An 18,049-nucleotide genomic window follows, 5' to 3' on the forward strand; every position below is an offset into this window, starting at 1 on the left:
GGGGCGCACGACCGCTCGCGTGAGAGCGCAGTGGGCCGCCCTCAGATCTCGATTTCGGTGCCGACCTCCACCAGTTGCCGGGTCGGGATGCAGAACTGCGTACCGGTGCGCTCGGCGTTGCGCAGCAGGAACGCGAACACGTGCTCGCGCCAATGGGCCATGCCGCGGCGGTCGCTCTTGGGGATGATGGTCTCGTGGCCGATGAAGATCGTCAGGTCGTCGAGGAAGGCGGCGTCGAGGTGGCCGCTCTCCACGGCGCAGCGCAGCCCGTCGGGAATCGAGGCCTCCTCCATGAAGCCGTAGCGCAGGACGACGCGGACGATCTCCGGCGACAGTGCCGCGATCTCGGCCCGGCGGGAGCGCGGCACCACCGGCTCCTCCTCGTAGCGGGCGGTGACGATGAGGACGCGCGCATGCAGCGCGTGGCTGCGCTCGACGAAGCGCGAGAGGTGGAGCGGAATCCCGCTCGTGGCCGAGGACAGGAAGGCGGCGTTGCCGGGCAGGGCGATGGGCGGCGCGTGCCGCATGCGTTCGAGGAACGCGGGCTCGGGCTCGCGTAGAACCGTCCGGGCCTCCTCCACGAGGCCGTTGCCCTTGCGCCAGGTCAGCATCAGGAAGGCGACCGCGAAGGCCAGCGCCAGGGGAAACCAGCCACCCTCGAACAGCTTGACGCCGTTGGCGGCCAGGAACACCGCGTCGATGGCGAGGAAGAAGCCGTTGACCGCCAGCACCGCCACCGGGTTGAAGCCCCAGCGCAGGGCGACGAGGGCGGCCAGCAGCGTGGTGATCGCCATCAACGCCGAGACCGCGATGCCGTAGGCGCCCGCCAGCGCGTCCGAGGATTCGAACACCACCACCGCCGTCAGGGTGGCCGCCGCCAGGAGCCAGTTCACCACCGGCACGTAGATCTGGCCGCGCTCCTCGCGGGCGGTGTGGATCACCCGCATCGGCGGCAGGAAGCCGAGCTGAATCGACTGCTGAGTGAGCGAGAACACGCCCGAGATGATCGACTGCGAGGCGATCACCGTGGACACGGTCGCCAGGGCGATGAGCGGGTAGTGCGCCCAGTCCGGCGCGAGGCGGTAGAACGGGTTGGCGATGGCGTCGGGCTCGGCGAGCAGCAGCCCGCCCTGGCCGACGTAGTTGATCGTCAGGGCCGGCAGCACGAAGCCGAACCACGCGATCCGGATCGGCCGGGCGCCGAAATGGCCGAGGTCGGCGTACATCGCCTCGCCGCCGGTGACCGCCAGGAAGGCGGCGCCCAGCATCAGGAAGCTCACCTTCCAGCCCGCGAGCAGGACGTAGTCGATGGCGGCCATCGGGTTGAGGGCGGAGAGAATCTGCGGCGACTGCAGGATGCCGCCGATGCCGAGCAGCGCCAGCACCGAGAACCACACTACCATGACGGGCCCGAAGATGCGGCCGATGAAGGCCACGCCCTTGCTCTGGACGAGGAAGAGCCCGACCAGGATCGCCAGGGTGATCGGCACCACGAAGGGGCTCAGCCCCGGCGCGTCGACCTTGAGGCCCTCCACCGCGCTCAGCACCGAGATCGCCGGCGTGATGGCGCCGTCGCCGTAGAGGAGGGCGGCACCGACGAGGCCGGTGACGAGGATCAGCCCCTGCCAGGAGCCCGGCCTGGCATGGCGGGCGCCCAGCAGCGCCAGCATCGCGACGATGCCGCCCTCGCCGCGGTTGTCGGCGCGCAGGATCAGCACCGCGTACTTGAGGGAGACGATGAGGATCAGCGCCCAGACGATCAGCGAGACCGCGCCGACGACGGCCGCGGCCTGGGGCGGCGCCCCGCCGGAGGCCGCCCGCACCGCCTCCTTGAAGGCGTAGAGCGGGCTCGTGCCGATGTCGCCGTAGACGATGCCGAGGGTGGCGAGCAGCACGGCCGGACCCGCGAGCCGAGGCTTCGCACCGGTGGAGGAGGAGTCGGTCACGGGCAGCGCTCCGGTCGTCGTCGATCCGTGCGGATACAACGCAGGATCGACGACGCCCGGCGAGGAAAATCTGCGCGGCGGAGGGCCGGAGTCACCGATTTTTCGAGCGGCGTCCCTTTCCCCTCGCGGGGAGGGGTTCGCGGTGGGGGTGGCCGGGCGACCCTCGGTCAGGGCCCCGCGGAACCAACCCCGGCCCCGCAAGGGGAAGGGGAAGGGGAAGAGGAAGCGAAGTGCGTTCCGTTCGCAGGCGACGACGCCACTCGTCGGGACATCCGAGCAGGGACGTGGGCCGCCTGGCTGTCGCCGTCACACCAGCGCCAGGAGCCCCGCCGGACATGCCGCACCGCGCGCCAGGGCCAGCACCGGCACGCCGCCGGCATGGCGGGCGATCGACCCGGCCACCGTCTCCACGGGGACCGGCGCCTCCTCGCTCTCGCAGACCACCGCGCAGGCGAGGCGCATGCCGCGCCCGCGCAGGGTCTCGATCGCCGTGAGGGCGTGGCTGATGGCGCCGAGGTAGGAGCCGGCGACGAGGACGGCCGGCAGGTCGAGGGCCGTCAGCCAGTCGAGGCCGGTGGCCTCGGGCGTGACCGGGCTCATCACCCCGCCGACCCCTTCGATCAGCACCGTGGTGCCGTCTGGTGCCTCGGCGATCCGGCCCCGGCACCAGGCGACGAGGTCGTCCAGCGCCAAATGCCGGCCCTCGCGGGCGGCGGCGAGATCGGGGGCGAGGGGAGCCGCGAACCGCCAGGGCGAACAGGCCGCCACCGTCTCGGGCGTCACCGGCAACCCTTGCGCGGCCAGCAGGACGGCGGTGTCGCTCGACGCGAACGCCGGATCGTCGAGGGGCGCGACCCCGCTGGCGACGGGCTTGAGCGTGAGGACGCCGCGTCCCGCGTCCCGCAGGCCCCGCGTGAGGGCGGCGGTGAGATAGGTCTTGCCGATCCCGGTGCCGGCACCGGCGACGAAGACGGCCGTCACTTCTCGACGAAGGCCTTCTCGATCACGTAGTGCCCGGCCTCGCCGTGGTTGCCCTCCTCGTAGCCGCCCTCGGTGAGGAGCGTCCGGGTGTCGCGGATCATGTCCGGCGAGCCGCAGAGCATGAAGCGGTCGGTCTCCACCGACATCGGCGGCAGGCCGATATCGGCGAACAGCTTGCCCGAGGTCATCAGGTCGGTGATGCGGCCGCGGTTGCGGAACGGCTCGCGGGTGACGGTGGGGTAGTAGATCAGCTGCGCCGCGATGGTATCGCCGAGGAATTCGTGGTTGGGCAGCTCCTGCGTGATGGTCTCGCCATAGGCGAGCTCCTGCACCTGCCGGCAGCCGTGGACCAGCACGACCTTCTCGAAGCGGTCGTAGGTCTCGGGGTCCTTGATGATCGACATGAAGGGGGCGAGCCCGGTGCCGGTGCCGAGGAGGTAGAGGTGCCGGCCGGGCATCAGGTTGTCGAGCACCAGGGTGCCGGTGGACTTCTTGCCGACGATGATCGGGTCGCCGACCTTGAGGTGCTGCAGCTTCGAGGTGAGCGGGCCGTTGGGCACCTTGATCGAGAAGAACTCCAGCTCTTCCTCGTAATTGGCCGAGACGACGCTGTAGGCGCGCAGGAGCGGGCGCCCCTCGACCTCGATGCCGATCATCACGAACTCGCCGTTGCGGAAGCGGAAGGCGGGATCGCGCGTGGTGCGGAAGGAGAACAGCGTGTCCGTCCAGTGACGGACACTCAGCACGCGCTCCTCGTTGAACTTGCTCATCGGCAGACCGGTCCCACACCCTATACTGTGTCGTGGCGTCTTTTCGCAGGTGCGAGGGGCACGTCAAGCCGGGCCTGCGTCGCATTCGGGCCAGGCATGTCCGGATCGGTCGCCGTTCCGGGCGGCGAGGGCATCGCCCCGTGCGCCCGCGTCGCTCCGGAGAGTGGACCGGAGGGGCCGGCCACACCATATGCGTGGGAGCCCCGGTCGGGTCGCAGGGCCGGTTCCCGGGGATCGGGGCTGCGGCTCGATCCTTGCGCCCGCCTCGGCTAAGAGCCACAGACGACATCCCCCGCCGTGCTGCCAGCGTCGGTGGGACTTTCCTCGGACGAGGAGCGTTTCGTGAAGGGTCCGGCGCACGCGAGGGTGCGGACGTCGGGGTTCGATCATGGTGCCGGGATCCCGGGGCGGGATCTCGAACGGGCGCGACACGCGCGGGACAACAGCTGACGGCCACGAACGGATCGGTGATGCAGGATTCTCTCGACGCGACGACCCTGATCTTCCTCGCGCTTGCGGTGTTCGTGATCTGGCGCCTGCGCTCGGTGCTGGGCCAGAAGACGGGCACGGAACGCTCGCCGTTCAAGCCGGTGGATCGCAACCAGACGCCCGCCGCCCGCAAGGAGGGCGACAACGTCGTCCGCCTTCCGGGCGCCGACCGGGCGGCTCCCCCGGCGCAGGCGGCGGCCGCGCCGCGGGACTGGCGCGGCATCGCCGAGCCCGGTTCGGCGGTGGCCGGCGGCCTCGAGGCGGTGCTGCAGGTGGAGCCGGGCTTCGACCCACGCGCCTTCCTCGACGGCGCCCGCAGCGCCTACGAGGCCATCGTGATCGCCTTCGCCAAGGGCGACCGCAAGACCCTGCGGATGCTGCTGTCGCGGGAGGTCTGCGAGGGTTTCGAACGGGAGATCACCGAGCGCGAGGCCCGTCGCCACGTCCTGGAGACCACCTTCGTCTCCCTCGACAAGGCAGAGATCGTCGCCGTCGAGGTGAACAACCGCGTCGCCCAGATCACCGTGCGCTTCCTGTCGCACCTGATCACCGCCACCCGCGATGCCGACGGCAAGGTCGTGGACGGCAGCGCCGAGGCGGTGGTCGAGGTTCCCGACGTGTGGACCTTCGCCCGGACGCTCGGCGGGCGCGACCCGAACTGGCAGCTCGTCGCCACGGAAGCGGGCGCCTGACCCTTCCCCGTGGCCGGACCGTCTCAGCCTCTCCTCGCCGGGATCGTCCTCTCCCTGGTCTCCTGCGCCCCCGCCGCCGCGCAGACGCGCGTCGGTGATGCCGTGCTCGAACCCGTGGCCGCATCGAGCCTGCCGGGCTTCCCCGGCACCGACGCGGCACCCGCCCTCGACCATTTCCGCCGCAGCTGCGCCGCCGACCCGGTGCCCGTCGCCGCCACAGTGCAGGGCGACCCCGAGGCCCTCGCCGCCGCCTGCCGCAGGGCGCAGGACGTGGTGCCCGAGGGCGCGGCCGCGTTCTTCTCTGAGGCCTTCGACGCCTACCGCATCCTGCGGACCGACGGGCAGGGCGGTCAGCGCAAGGCCGGTTTCCTCACCGGCTATTTCGAACCCGAACTGACGGGCTCGCTCACGCCGAGCGCCGACTTCCCGACCCCGGTGCTCGCCCGCCCCGACGACCTCGTCAGCCTCCAGCCCGGCGAGACCCTGCCGGGCCTCGACCCGGCCCTGCGGGCCGGGCGGCGGGGCGCGCAGGGGTTCGAGCCCTATCCCGACCGGGCCGCCATCGAGGACGGGGCGCTGGGCGGCCTCGCCCGGCCGCTCCTCTACCTGCGCGACCCCGTCGACCTCTTCGTGCTCCAGGTCCAGGGCTCGGGGCGGGTACGTCTGCCCGACGGCGGCGCCGTGCGGGTGCTCTACGACGGCCGCAACGGCCGGCCCTACACCTCCATCGGCAAGCGCATCGTCGCCGAGGGCCATCTGCCGCTCGAGGGGTTGACGCTCGCCCGCTGGACCGGCTGGCTGCGGGCCAACCCCGAGACGGCACGCCGGCTGATGCGCGCCAACGCCTCCTACATCTTCTTCCGCCTGAGCCCGGTGGCCGACCCCGGCTTCGGCCCGCCCGGAGCGGCGGGCGTGCCGCTGGTGCCGGGCCGCAGCCTGGCGGTGGACGCCACCCTGTGGCGCTACGGATTGCCGTTCTGGCTGGAAGGCCCGCTGCCGGGAGGCACCGCCCCCGGCCGCCTCGTGGTGGCGGCCGACACCGGCTCGGCCATCGTCGGACCGGCGCGGGGCGACCTCTACCTCGGCACCGGGGAGGCCGCGGGCGTCGCCGCCGGCAACCTGCGCGACGCCGTGGGCTTCGTGGTCTTCCTGCCCAAACCTTCGCCCAAACCCTCGTCCGACACCCCGCCGAAGTCCCCTCGGCCATGAGGCCGCCCCGCCGCCCCCGTCCCCTCACCGGCGAGGAGGCCAGCCTGTGGAACGCCGTCGCCCGGCTGATCACGCCGCTGCAGGGCAAGGCCGTGCAGGGCAAGCTGCTTCACGGCAAGATGGTCTCGGGCAAAATGGTCTCGGGCAAGGCGACCCCGGGCAAGACCGTCTCGGGAACAGCGCCTCGCGGCGAGGCCCCGCCGGCCGAGGCGCGGCCGGTGTCCCCGGTGAAGGTCGCGCCGCCCCCGCCCCAGCCGCGGCAGAAGCGCGTCGCGGTGAAGCCGACGCCCCCGCCCGCGGCGCCCGCGCCGGTGGCGAGGCCGATCCCGCCACCGGCCCCCGGCCTGGAGCGGCGCACCCGTCTCGCCCTGCGCCGGGGGGCGCTCCAGGTCGACGCCCGCATCGATCTGCACGGCCTGTACCAGGCCCAGGCCCACGGGGCGCTGGTCGGCTTCCTGATGCGGGCCCAGGCCTCCGGGCACACCCACATCCTCGTGGTCACCGGCAAGGGCGGTCCCTCCTACGACGACGCCTTTTCCGAGCGCGGCGTGCTGCGCCGCTCCGTTCCCCACTGGCTGCGGGCACCGGAGTTGCGCGGCGTCGTCCTCGGCTTCGAGGAGGCCGCCCGCCACCACGGCGGGGCAGGGGCCTTGTACGTCCGGCTGAAACGACGCTGACGGGGACTTGAGCGGCAGCTCGAATCGCGGTACGCACAGCTCCCTCCGGTCTATGCCGAGATGTATCCCGCGAGCCCCAGAGGCCACCGCAGGCGATGCGCGGACCCAGAGTGGTCCGATGAACCGCGCCGAACCGGCGCTCGGCACCTCCCCGAACCATCCTTCTTCCGTGTTGCGCGTAGCCTCTGTCGGTCGTCCCCTCCCAGTCGGGTTTTCCCGTCCCAATCGGCTCTCGATTCCCATGACCTCACACACCGATGCCCTCATTCCCGCGGAACCGCAGGCCGAGGGCGCCGTCATCGCCCTCGACGCCCATCGCGAGGTCAAGCTCCAGGACCTCAAGTCCAAGACGCCCACCGACCTGATCGCCTTCGCCGAGGAGGTCGAGGTCGAGAACGCCTCCACCATGCGCAAGCAGGAGCTGATGTTCTCGATCCTGAAGCAGCTGGCGGCCAAGGAGGTCGAGATCATCGGCGCCGGCACCGTCGAGGTGCTGCAGGACGGGTTCGGCTTCCTGCGCTCGTCGGAGTCGAACTACCTGCCGGGGCCGGACGACATCTACATCTCGCCGACCCAGATCCGCCGCTTCGGCCTACGCACCGGCGACACCGTCGAGGGCCCGATCCGCGGCCCCAAGGACGGCGAGCGCTATTTCGCGCTGCTCAAGGTGAACACGATCAACTTCGAGAACCCGGAGAAGATCAAGCACAAGGTCCACTTCGACAACCTGACGCCGCTGTTCCCGACCCAGCGCTTCAAGCTCGAACTGGACGCTCCGCCCAAGAAGGATTTCAGCCCTCGGATCATCGACATCGTCGCTCCCATCGGCAAGGGCCAGCGTGCCCTGATCGTGGCGCCGCCGCGCACCGGCAAGACCGTGCTGATGCAGAACATCGCGCAGTCGATCACCATCAACCACCCGGAGTGCTACCTCATCGTGCTGCTCATCGACGAGCGCCCGGAGGAGGTCACCGACATGATCCGCTCGGTGAAGGGCGAGGTCATCGCCTCGACCTTCGACGAGCCGGCCACCCGCCACGTCCAGGTCGCCGAGATGGTGATCGAGAAGGCCAAGCGCCTCGTCGAGCACGGCCGCGACGTGGTCATCCTGCTCGATTCGATCACCCGTCTCGGCCGCGCCTACAACACCGTCGTGCCGTCGTCGGGCAAGGTGCTCACCGGCGGCGTCGACGCGAACGCGCTGCAGCGCCCCAAGCGCTTCTTCGGTGCGGCCCGCAACATCGAGGAGGGCGGTTCGCTCTCGATCATCGCCACCGCGCTCATCGACACCGGTTCGCGCATGGACGAGGTGATCTTCGAGGAGTTCAAGGGCACCGGCAACTCGGAGATCATCCTGGACCGCAAGGTCTCGGACAAGCGCATCTTCCCGGCCATCGACATCACCCGCTCGGGCACCCGCAAGGAAGAGCTGCTGGTGGCGCCCGATTCCCTCAAGAAGACCTACGTGCTGCGCCGCATCCTCAACCCGATGGGCGTCACCGATGCCATCGAGTTCCTCATGGACAAGCTGCGCCAGACCAAGAGCAACAACGACTTCTTCGACTCGATGAACACGTAAGATGGACTAAATCCCTGGTGAAATTGAACGCTTTCGCAGGGAAAATAGATCGTTAGCCGGTCGAAGGAGCTCTCCCTCCCATCCGGGGAGGATTAGGGGGTGGGGGTGGTTCGGCCGGCCTGCGCGACAGGGTCGCCTAGCCGCGCCGCCTCCGACGCCTCCCCGCAAGGGGGCAATCGGGGCAGGAGACGAAGCCCGACGGTTCATCCCTCCGACCGAAGCCGCGCCATGGCCGACGCCACCATCTTCGCCCCCGCCAGCGGCCATGGCCGCGCCGCCGTCTGCGTCGTCCGCATCAGCGGCCCTGAAAGCGCGGCCATCCTCGTCGGGTTGATCGGCGACCTGCCGCCCCCTCGCCGCCTGTCCCTGCGCACGCTGCGCGATGCCGCCGGCGATGTCCTCGACCGGGCCATGGTGTGCTGGATGCCGGGGTCGGCGACCTTCACCGGCGAGGACATGGCCGAGCTCCACCTCCACGGCGGTCTGGCGGTGCGCGCCGGCGTGCTGGCGGCCCTGGCCGCCATTCCGGGCTGTCGGCCGGCCGAGCCCGGCGCCTTCACCCGCCGCGCCGTCTACAACGGCCGCATGGATCTGACCGAGGCCGAGGCCGCCGCCGACCTGATCGAGGCGGAGACGGACGGTCAGCGCCGCCAGGCCCTGCGGCAGCTCGATGGCGCCCTCGGCCGCCAGGTCGCGGACTGGCGTGCCCGGACGATCGACCTGCTCGCCTCGACGGAGGCCGCCCTCGACTTCTCTGACGAGGGCGATGTCGACGACGTTGGGCTCGATGCCGCCCTGTTCGGGCAGGCGAGGGCGGTCCGCGATGCGATCCACCGAGCCTTGGCGGATGGACGCCGCGGCGAGCGCCTGCGCGAGGGTTTCGTCGTGGTGCTGGCCGGAGCCCCGAACGCCGGCAAGTCGACCCTGCTCAACGCGCTGGCCCGGCGCGACGTCGCCATCGTGTCGGAGGTGCCAGGCACCACCCGCGATGCCATCGAGGTCCGCTGCGACCTCGGCGGCCTGCCGGTGCTGCTCGTGGACACCGCCGGCCTGCGGGAGACCGCCGACGCCGTCGAAGCCGAAGGCATCCGGCGTACCCGAGGCCGGATCGAGACAGCGGACCTCGTCGTGTTTCTCGCCGCCGCCGACGACGATGCCGCCGGCTTCGAGCCCGCGCCTCCGGCCGCGCTGCGCGTGTGGACGAAAGGCGATCTCGGGATCGGCGATCGGACCGGCCTCGCGGTTTCGGCCCGGACGGGGGAGGGGGTCTCGGACCTGCTCGATGCCATCCAGCAGCGGGCCGCGGCGGCGCTGCTCGGCGGTGAGACGCTGATCACCCGCGAGCGCCACCGCGAGGCCCTGACCCGCTGCCGCGATCACCTCGATAGGCTTTTGGCGGCGGCCGCGCTACCGCCGGAACTCGTCGCCGAGGATCTGCGTCTGGCGGTCAAGGCGCTTGGCGAAGTCGGTGGTCATGTCGGCGTCGAAGACATCCTCGACCGCCTGTTTGCCGGCTTCTGCATCGGGAAGTAAGATGCATCGGGAAGTGAGGCCGCTTCGCATGGCCGATGTTTCACGTGAAACATCGGCCGTCTGTTGACGCCATCGCGCTCGGCCGCGTACTCACCGGCATGTCCCTGAACCGTTCCGATTCCGCCGATGTCATCGTCGTGGGCGGTGGCCATGCCGGCACCGAGGCCGCCGCAGCGGCCGCGCGCACCGGTGCCCGTACGATCCTCGTCACGCATCGAGCCGCCACCATCGGCGCGATGTCGTGCAACCCGGCCATCGGCGGGCTCGGCAAGGGCCACCTCGTGCGCGAGGTCGATGCCCTCGACGGTCTGATGGGCCGGGTCGCGGATGCGTCGGGCATCCAGTTTCGTCTCCTCAACCGGCGTAAGGGACCGGCCGTGCGCGGGCCGCGCACCCAGGCCGACCGCAAGCTCTACGCGGCGGCGATGCAACGGGCCATCGCCGAGACCGCCGACCTCACGGTGATGGAGGCCGAAGTCGCCGACCTGACGGTCGAGGCGGGGAGGGTGGCCGGCGTCGTCCTGGCGGATGGCCGCACCCTCGCTTGCGCCGCCGTCGTCATCACCACCGGCACCTTCCTGCGCGGGCTGATCCACATCGGTGAGGTCCAGATTCCCGCCGGACGGGCCGGCGAGGCGCCGGCGCTGGGGCTCGCCGGTACCCTGGAGCGCCATGGGTTCCGTCTGGGCCGGCTCAAGACCGGGACGCCGCCACGCCTCGACGGCCGCACCATCGATTGGGCCGGCCTGGAGATGCAGGCCGCCGACGCGGACCCCGTGCCGTTCTCCACCCTCACCGAGCGGATCACGGTGCCGCAGATCGCCTGCGGCATCACCCGCACCACCCAGGCGGTCCACGACCTCATCCGCGCCAACCTGCACCGCTCGCCGATGTATTCGGGCGGGATCGCCAGTCGCGGCCCGCGCTATTGCCCGTCCATCGAGGACAAGGTGGTGCGCTTCGGCGACCGCGAGGGCCACCAGATCTTTCTGGAACCCGAGGGGCTCGACGATCCCACCGTCTATCCCAACGGCATCTCCACGGCCCTGCCCGAAGAGGTCCAGCACGCCCTCATCCGGCTGATCCCGGGGCTGGAAGGGGCGGACATCCTGCGGCCCGGCTACGCCATCGAGTACGATTACGTCGACCCGCGCGAACTCGACACCTCCCTGCAGGCGCGGCGCCTGCCCGGCCTGTTCCTGGCCGGGCAGATCAACGGCACCACCGGCTACGAGGAGGCGGCCGGGCAGGGGCTGGTGGCCGGCCTCAACGCGGCGCGCCTTGCCGGCGGATCGACCCCGGCGGTGTTCGACCGGGCCGAATCCTACCTCGGCGTGATGATCGACGACCTCGTCACCCATGGGGTGAGCGAGCCCTACCGGATGTTCACCTCGCGCTCGGAGTACCGGCTGTCCCTCCGGGTCGACAACGCCGACGAACGGCTGACCCCGCGCGGCCTCGCGTTCGGCTGCGTCGGCAACGAGCGGGCCGTGCATTTCGCCCGAAGCCAGACCACCCTGGAGGCGGCCCGCACCCTGCTCGACACCTGCGCGCTGACGCCGTCGCAGGCCCGGGCCCACGGCATCACCCTCAACCAGGACGGCATCCGCCGCAGCGCCTTCCAGCTCCTGTCGCATCCCGACATCGAGTGGTCGCGGCTGGTCGCGGTCTGGCCGGACCTCGCGAGCGTGCCGCCCCGCATCGCCGACCGGTTGTGCACCGACGCGACCTATGCGGTCTATCTCGACCGGCAGCGCGCCGACATCGCCGCGTTCCGGCGCGACGAACAGGTGAGCCTGCCGGCCCGGCTCGACTATGCCGCCATCCCCGGCCTCTCCAACGAGATGCGGGTGAAGCTCGAAGCGGTGCGGCCGGGCACCCTTGGGCAGGCGGCCCGCATCGAGGGGGTGACGCCGGCCGCCCTGACCCTGCTTGCCGCCCACGCCCGGCGCTCCGTCCCAGCCATGGCCGGCGCCTGATGGCCCCGTCCGACCGCGACCGGGTCGTCGCACAGGCCGGTGTTTCACGTGAAACAGCGGCCGCCCTGGACCTGTACGTGGCGCAGCTGCGGCGCTGGCAGGGCGTGAAGAACCTCGTCGGCCCGGCCACCCTCACCGAGGTCTGGACGCGACACGTGGCCGACTCGCTGCAACTGCTCGCCATCGCGCCCGAAGCGAAGACCTGGCTCGACCTCGGCTCCGGGGCCGGCATCCCGGGCCTGCTGCTGGCCATCGCCGGGCGCGAGCGCGACGGGTTCCGGGTCGATCTCGTCGAGAGCAACGCCCGCAAATGCGCCTTCCTGCAGGAGACCGCACGCCTCACCAAAGCCCCGGCCCGCGTCCATGCCGCGCGCATCGAGGCCATCATCGCGGACCATGCCGGCGTGGCGGTGGTCTGCGCCCGCGCGCTGGCTCCGCTGCGCCAGTTGCTCGCTTGGACCGAGCCCCTGTTGACAACCGGCACCACCGGCCTGTTTCCGAAGGGTCGTGACGTCGATGCGGAATTGACCGAGGCCGCGCAAGAGTGGAGATTCGTTTACGATCTTGTGCCGAGCCGAACCGAGTCGGACGCGCGCATCGTGCGCGTCACCGCCCTCTCCCGCGTGGATCCATGACGAATTCCTCGACTCTCCCGTCCGGCACTTCGTCGGAGCGCCCTCTGCGCATCCTCGCCCTCGCCAACCAGAAGGGTGGCGTCGGCAAGACCACGACGGCGATCAACCTCGGCACGGCGCTGGCCGCCATTGGCGAGCGCGTGCTGGTGATCGACCTCGACCCGCAGGGCAACGCCTCCACCGGGCTCGGGATCGACCGGCGCTCGCGCAAGGTCTCGACCTACCATGTGCTCGCCGGGGAGGCCTCGCTGGCCGATGCGGTGGTGGCCACCGCCGTGCCGCGCCTGCTGGTGGCGCCCTCGACGATGGACCTGCTCGGCCTCGAGATGGAGATGGCCAGCGCACCGGACCGGGCGCACCGCCTGCGCCAAGTGCTCAAGAGCGTCGGCGAGCCCGGCGCCACCGAGGGCGTCACCTACGTCCTGATCGACTGCCCGCCCTCCCTCAACCTGCTCACCATCAACGCCCTGGCCGCCTCGGATGCGGTGCTGGTGCCGCTGCAATGCGAGTTCTTCGCGCTCGAAGGGCTCAGCCAGCTGTTGCGGACCGTCGAGCAGGTGCGCGGCGCCCTCAACCCGCGCCTGACCATCCAGGGCATCGTGCTCACGATGTTCGACCCACGCAACAACCTCTCGGCGCAGGTGGTGGCCGACGTGCGCAGTTTCATGGGCGACAAGGTCTACGAGACCATGATCCCCCGCAACGTGCGCGTCTCCGAGGCGCCCTCCCACGGCAAGCCGGTGCTGCTCTACGACCTCAAATGCGCCGGCAGCCAGGCCTACCTCCGCCTCGCCTCGGAGATCATCCAGCGTGAGGGCCGGCTCCCGCAGGCGGCCTGACGACCATCGGTTAAGTGTTTGACAATGTTGCGTAAAGAGGAGCGGAAGCGGGTGGCGATGGCGGATGACGTAGTGCGGCCCCGGCTCGGTCGCGGCCTCGCGGCCCTGATCGGCGATTTCGGCGGCGACGAAGGCGGCAAGTCCCACGAGCAGCGCAAGGTCGCGGTGGAGTTCCTGCGCCCCAATCCGCGCAATCCACGCAGGCGCTTCAACGACCCCGAGCTCGACGAACTCGCGACCTCGATCAAGCTGCGCGGCATTATCCAGCCGATCGTGGTAAGGGCGCTGGCGGGCGTGCCGGACACCTATGAGATCGTGGCCGGGGAGCGCCGCTGGCGGGCGGCCCAGCGCGCCGGGCTGAACGAAGTCCCCGTCGTCACGGTGGAGATCGACGACCGCACCTCCCTCGAATACGCGATCCTCGAGAACGTCCAGCGCGCCGACCTCAACGCCATCGAGGAGGCCGCCGGCTACGAGCGGCTGATGAGCGAGTTCCGCTACAGCCAGACCGAACTCGCCGAGATCCTCGGCAAGAGCCGCAGCCACCTCGCCAACACCCTGCGCCTGCTCCAGCTCTCGGCGGCGATCCAGGAGCGGGTGGTGGCCGGCGAGATCACCGCCGGCCATGCCCGCGCCCTGCTCTCGGTCAAGGACCCGGAGGCGGTGGCCCGCCGGATCGTGGCCGAAGGCCTGTCGGTGCGCGACGTCGAGGCCCTGGCCGCCTCCGAGACCCAGGAGGGCGACACTGTCCGTCCGGGTCGCCCGCGCAAGGCGCCGGAGGCCGAATCGGCCCACCGTTCGCTGGAGGTGGCGATGGCCCGGGCCCTCGGGGTGCGCGTCTCCCTCAAGCCCAAGGGCACCGGCACCGGCGAGATCCGCATCCGCTACGAGTCGGAGGCCGAGCTCGACGACCTGTGCCGGCGGTTCAAGATCTCGGCGGAGGGCTGAGGCGGTCCCACCTACGGTGGGCGATCGCATCCTTCCTTCACGGGGCAGACGGTTCGAGACTGCGCGCGTCCTTCCCCCTCCGCGGGGGAGGGTGGCCCGCGAAGCGGGTCGGGCGAGGGGAGCCACATGTCCGGAGAGGTCGCTTCCCTCTCCCGCAGAGGAAGAGAGACGGCGGGGCGGCGCTTGCCCGCCCAATCGGCGCGCGATAGAGCCGAACACGTCTTTCGACTTGTCGGACTCCGCGTGATCCGAACCGGTCCCTCATCCTGAGGTGCCCGCGGCGGCGGGCCTCGAAGGAGACCTTCAGTGCGCTGCGTGGTCCCTGAAGCCCTCCTTCGAGGCCGCTTCGCGGCACCTCAAGATGAGGGGTGCGGGCTGGGCTGATCGACCACCGTTCCGATGCCTTTCACCCCTCCACAGATGAAGCGACACCCATGGCCCAGGCCGATTCCAAGAAGGTCGACATCCTGAAGCCCCGTCTGCCGCGGGGCCTCGTCGACCGCCGGGCCGACGAGATCGCCGCACAGGGGCGGATGCTGGAGACGATCCGGGCGAGCTTCGAGCTCTACGGCTTCGAGGCGCTGGAGACCCCGTTTATCGAGTACACAGAGGCACTGGGCAAGTTCCTGCCCGACCTCGACCGCCCCAACGAGGGCGTTTTTTCGTTCCAGGACGACGACGAGTCCTGGCTGTCGCTCCGCTACGACCTCACCGCGCCGCTGGCCCGGCACGTGGCCGAGAACTTCGACGCGCTCCCCAAACCCTATCGGAGCTTTCGCAACGGTTACGTCTTCCGCAACGAGAAGCCGGGGCCGGGGCGCTTCCGCCAGTTCATGCAGTTCGACGCCGACATCGTCGGCGCCGGGTCGGTGGCGGCCGACGCCGAGATCTGCATGCTCATGGCCGATACGCTCGACAGGCTCGGGCTCGCCGGCCGTTACGTGGTCAAGGTCAACAACCGCAAGGTGCTCGACGGCGTGATGGAGGCCATCGGCCTCGCCGGCCCCGACAAGGCCGGCCAGCGCCTCACGGTGCTGCGGGCGATCGACAAGCTCGACCGGCTGGGTGCGGACGGCGTGCGCCAGTTACTGGGGCCGGGCCGCAAGGACGAGAGCGGGGATTTCACGAAGGGCGCGGGGCTCGACGAGGCCGGCATCGCCCGGATCCTCGCCTACGTGTCGTTCGAGGCGGCCCCCCATGTCGGCGGCGATCGCATCGCCTTCTGGGACCAGTTCTTCGGGTCGTGGAAGGACGTCGTGGGGACATCGGAGACGGGCCACGAGGGCATCGCCGAACTGCACGCGATGATGCGTCTGTGCGAGGCCGGCGGCTACGGCTCCGACCGCATTCGGGCCGACCCCTCCGTCGTGCGCGGCCTCGAATACTACACCGGCCCGGTCTACGAAGCCGAACTGACCTTCCCCGTCACCAACGAGGCCGGCGAGACCGTGCGCTTCGGCTCGGTGGCGGGCGGTGGGCGCTACGATGGGCTCGTCGGGCGGTTCCGGTCCGAGCCGGTGCCGGCCACCGGCTTCTCCATCGGCGTCTCGCGGCTGTTCTCGGCGTTGCAACTTACCGGGAGCCCGCTGCTGCAGGGCCGGCCCAAGCCCGGTCCGGTGGTGGTCCTCGTGCTGGATCGCGAAAACATCGCCGACTACCAGCGCCTCGTCGCGCGGCTGCGGGGGGACGGCATCCGGGCCGAGCTCTACCTCGGCAGCTCCGGCATGAAGGCGCAGATGAAGTACGCCGACCGGCGCGGCAGCCCCTGCGCCATCATCCAGGGTTCGAACGAGCGCGAGGCCGGCGAGGTCCAGATCAAGGATCTGATCGAGGGCGCCAAGGCGGCGCAGGACATCGCCAGCAACGCCGAATGGAAGGCCGCCCGGCCGGCCCAGTTCTCGGTGAAGGAGGACGAGATGGTGGCCCGGGTGAAGGAAGTCCTGGCCCGGCACTTTTGAGACCGACCCCGGCCCTCTCGATCACCCGCGCCGTGCCGCCTCCGTGGCGATGCGAAGGAGGGTGCCCGAGGCCTGGGCGTGGGCCAGTTCCGCATCCGACCGCCGGCAGGCGAGCACGGCCTCCTGGAGCAGGCGCAGGACGTGCCGCAGGGCGGGGGGCGACCAGCGGGCGAGCTGCGTCTCGACGATGGGCTTGCGCTTGAAATGCAGACCGCGCCAGGTCGCCACCATGGCGCCGGCGCTCTGGCCCTCGTTGGCGAGCCGGGTCGAGAGCAGGGTGAGAGCGTGGCGCAGCGCGCTGCCGAGCATCACCGAGGGGTCCATGCCCTCGTGGCGGAAGCGGCGGTAGTCACGCTCGACCTCGGCGGTGCGGCCGGCGAAGGCGGCATCGATCAGCGTGTTGAGGACGCTGCCGGCGACATCGCTCACCACCGCCTCGACGTCGTCGAGGCTGACCTGGCCCTGGCCCTGGGCGTAGAGGGCAAGCTTTTCGATCTCGCCGAGGCTGGCGCGGCGGTCTCCGCCGAGGCTCGCCGCCAGCACCTCCCGGGCCTCGCGGGCGATGCGCAGGCCGCTCTCCTGCAGGGTGCGGTCGATGAGCTCGGCCAGCGCCCGCTCGTCGTCGGGGTAGCAGGGCAGGGCCAGCGCCCGCGCCGAGCGTTCGCACAGGGTCCGCAGCGGGGCGGTCTTGGCGAGGTCGCCGGCCTCCACCACGATGCGGGTGTCGACGAGGGGGGCGCCGAGCACCGCCTCCACGGCGGGCGCATAGTTCCGGCTGCCCGGCCGCACCCAGATCGTGCGGGCACCGCCGAACAGGCCGACCGTGCCGGCCTCGTCGGCGAGGCGTCCGGCGTCCTGCGCCAGGGTGTCGCCGTCGATCTTGACGAGGGCGAAGGGGTCGGCCGGGTCCGCCACGAAGGCCTCGGCCAGGCGCTTGGCCCGGTCGAACACCATGCCGGTGTCGGGGCCGTAGACCAGGATGACGCCGATGCGCGGATCGAGCCCGCGCCGGATCAGGCCCTCGACCTCGTGGGCCTTGACGATCGTCATGGGAGGGGCGGGGCTCGGCGGATCAGGGTTTCGTCACCAGCACGGAGGCGAGCCGGGTCTTGATCTGCTCGGAGAGCACCTTGGCCAGCCGGATCTCGGCGTCGCGGGCGGCGCGCAGCGAGGCGAAGCGCTGGATCGAGCGGTCATAGGTGGCGGTGCCGGTGGCGACGCCCTCGGTGATGATCTTGGTGCCGTCGAGGTTCTCCAGGGCGTACTTCACCGTGCCGATGATGGTGCCGGCCTCGGCCCGGCCGGTGGTGGAGGAGACGATCGGGGTCTGCACCGACTCGCTGCCCTGCATCTTCAGGCGGTAGCGCTTGGGCGCGGGCGTGCCCGATCCGTCGAGATCGAAGATCAGCTCGCTGCGCAGGTAGTGCCCGATCCGCTCCTGGCCCTGGGCCATGGTGATGTCGTCGACCTGGATCGAGGCCAGCAGCGCCGACATCGACTCGCCGGACGCGGTCGGGCCGTAGAGGGGGCGGAAACAGGCCGACAGGGAAAGGGAGAGGGCGCCGACAAGGGCGATCCGCACCGCCATCCGCTTCGTCACACGCATCATGCTCGCCATCGTCCCGGCTGGAGTCCCGCGACCCCGTCTTACGGCGATCGGCGGCTTCGCGTCACCCGTATAAGGCCCCAAGCTTTACGATTCCCCTGCGGCGGCACGAGGGCGGCAGCCGACCCTGAGGAGCGGCTCCGGGACGATCACGGTCGGTCATCCCATTTCCGGTTGATCACGTCGTGATGCGGACATGGGTTTGGCT

At 70.8% G+C, this 18,049-nt stretch carries 15 protein-coding genes; 10 read left to right on the forward strand and 5 right to left on the reverse strand.

Annotated features, from left to right (window positions below):
* Nucleotides 1-41 precede the first annotated feature (41 nt).
* The 3 genes from ASF39_RS02910 to ASF39_RS02920 all read right to left on the reverse strand — a co-directional run bounded on the left by ASF39_RS02910 (nt 42) and on the right by ASF39_RS02920 (nt 3,697).
* Nucleotides 42-1,946 (reverse strand): KUP/HAK/KT family potassium transporter, encoded by a 1,905-nt coding sequence (locus tag ASF39_RS02910; protein WP_244472239.1) that lies wholly within the window; start codon nt 1,944-1,946, stop codon nt 42-44.
* 306 nt (nt 1,947-2,252) lie between these two features.
* Nucleotides 2,253-2,927, reverse strand: coding sequence for a dethiobiotin synthase (gene bioD / locus ASF39_RS02915; protein ID WP_056280907.1), 675 nt, complete (start codon nt 2,925-2,927; stop codon nt 2,253-2,255).
* Nucleotides 2,924-3,697, reverse strand: coding sequence for a ferredoxin--NADP reductase (locus ASF39_RS02920; protein WP_056280909.1), 774 nt, complete (start codon nt 3,695-3,697; stop codon nt 2,924-2,926). Before ASF39_RS02920 ends, bioD begins: the two co-directional genes overlap by 4 nt.
* Nucleotides 3,698-4,167: 470 nt before the next feature.
* On the opposite strand from ASF39_RS02920, the gene ASF39_RS02925 reads away from it, so the two are divergent.
* From ASF39_RS02925 to hisS, 10 genes are all read left to right on the forward strand, one after another.
* Nucleotides 4,168-4,878 (forward strand): Tim44/TimA family putative adaptor protein, encoded by a 711-nt coding sequence (locus ASF39_RS02925; protein ID WP_055880958.1) that lies wholly within the window; start codon nt 4,168-4,170, stop codon nt 4,876-4,878.
* 42 nt (nt 4,879-4,920) lie between these two features.
* Nucleotides 4,921-6,087, forward strand: a complete 1,167-nt coding sequence (locus tag ASF39_RS02930) for an MltA domain-containing protein (RefSeq protein WP_056281141.1) — start codon at nt 4,921-4,923, stop codon at nt 6,085-6,087.
* Nucleotides 6,084-6,764: a Smr/MutS family protein gene (locus ASF39_RS02935; protein ID WP_055880955.1), complete on the forward strand. Its 681-nt coding sequence runs from the start codon at nt 6,084-6,086 to the stop codon at nt 6,762-6,764. Before ASF39_RS02930 ends, ASF39_RS02935 begins: the two co-directional genes overlap by 4 nt.
* Before the next feature lie 241 nt (nt 6,765-7,005).
* Nucleotides 7,006-8,343, forward strand: a complete 1,338-nt coding sequence (gene rho / locus ASF39_RS02940) for a transcription termination factor Rho (protein ID WP_055880952.1) — start codon at nt 7,006-7,008, stop codon at nt 8,341-8,343.
* A gap of 228 nt (nt 8,344-8,571) precedes the next feature.
* Entirely contained in the window at nt 8,572-9,876 is a 1,305-nt protein-coding gene (gene mnmE, locus ASF39_RS02945; RefSeq protein ID WP_056280912.1) for a tRNA uridine-5-carboxymethylaminomethyl(34) synthesis GTPase MnmE, read from the forward strand.
* A 98-nt stretch (nt 9,877-9,974) separates the two neighbouring features.
* Nucleotides 9,975-11,855 (forward strand): tRNA uridine-5-carboxymethylaminomethyl(34) synthesis enzyme MnmG, encoded by a 1,881-nt coding sequence (gene mnmG / locus ASF39_RS02950; RefSeq protein ID WP_056280913.1) that lies wholly within the window; start codon nt 9,975-9,977, stop codon nt 11,853-11,855.
* Entirely contained in the window at nt 11,855-12,490 is a 636-nt protein-coding gene (rsmG, locus tag ASF39_RS02955) for a 16S rRNA (guanine(527)-N(7))-methyltransferase RsmG (protein ID WP_056280915.1), read from the forward strand. The genes mnmG and rsmG overlap by 1 nt, the downstream gene beginning before the upstream one ends.
* Nucleotides 12,487-13,329 carry a ParA family protein gene (locus ASF39_RS02960; RefSeq protein WP_055880940.1) on the forward strand — a complete coding sequence of 281 codons (843 nt, stop codon included), beginning with the start codon at nt 12,487-12,489 and terminating at the stop codon, nt 13,327-13,329. Before rsmG ends, ASF39_RS02960 begins: the two co-directional genes overlap by 4 nt.
* Nucleotides 13,330-13,386: 57 nt before the next feature.
* Nucleotides 13,387-14,277: a ParB/RepB/Spo0J family partition protein gene (locus ASF39_RS02965; protein ID WP_056280917.1), complete on the forward strand. Its 891-nt coding sequence runs from the start codon at nt 13,387-13,389 to the stop codon at nt 14,275-14,277.
* A gap of 434 nt (nt 14,278-14,711) precedes the next feature.
* Complete coding sequence (gene hisS, locus ASF39_RS02970; protein WP_056280918.1) at nt 14,712-16,235, forward strand: histidine--tRNA ligase; 1,524 nt, start codon at nt 14,712-14,714, stop codon at nt 16,233-16,235.
* A 21-nt stretch (nt 16,236-16,256) separates the two neighbouring features.
* Here the strand turns inward: hisS and holA are convergent, their stop codons facing one another.
* Nucleotides 16,257-17,285 (reverse strand): DNA polymerase III subunit delta, encoded by a 1,029-nt coding sequence (gene holA, locus ASF39_RS02975; protein WP_056280920.1) that lies wholly within the window; start codon nt 17,283-17,285, stop codon nt 16,257-16,259.
* 22 nt (nt 17,286-17,307) lie between these two features.
* A complete protein-coding gene (gene lptE, locus ASF39_RS02980) occupies nt 17,308-17,844 on the reverse strand; it encodes an LPS assembly lipoprotein LptE (protein ID WP_056280922.1) in 537 nt (178 codons plus the stop codon).
* Nucleotides 17,845-18,049 lie beyond the last annotated feature (205 nt).

The sequence above is a fragment of the Methylobacterium sp. Leaf108 genome (assembly GCF_001423265.1).
GTDB lineage: Bacteria > Pseudomonadota > Alphaproteobacteria > Rhizobiales > Beijerinckiaceae > Methylobacterium.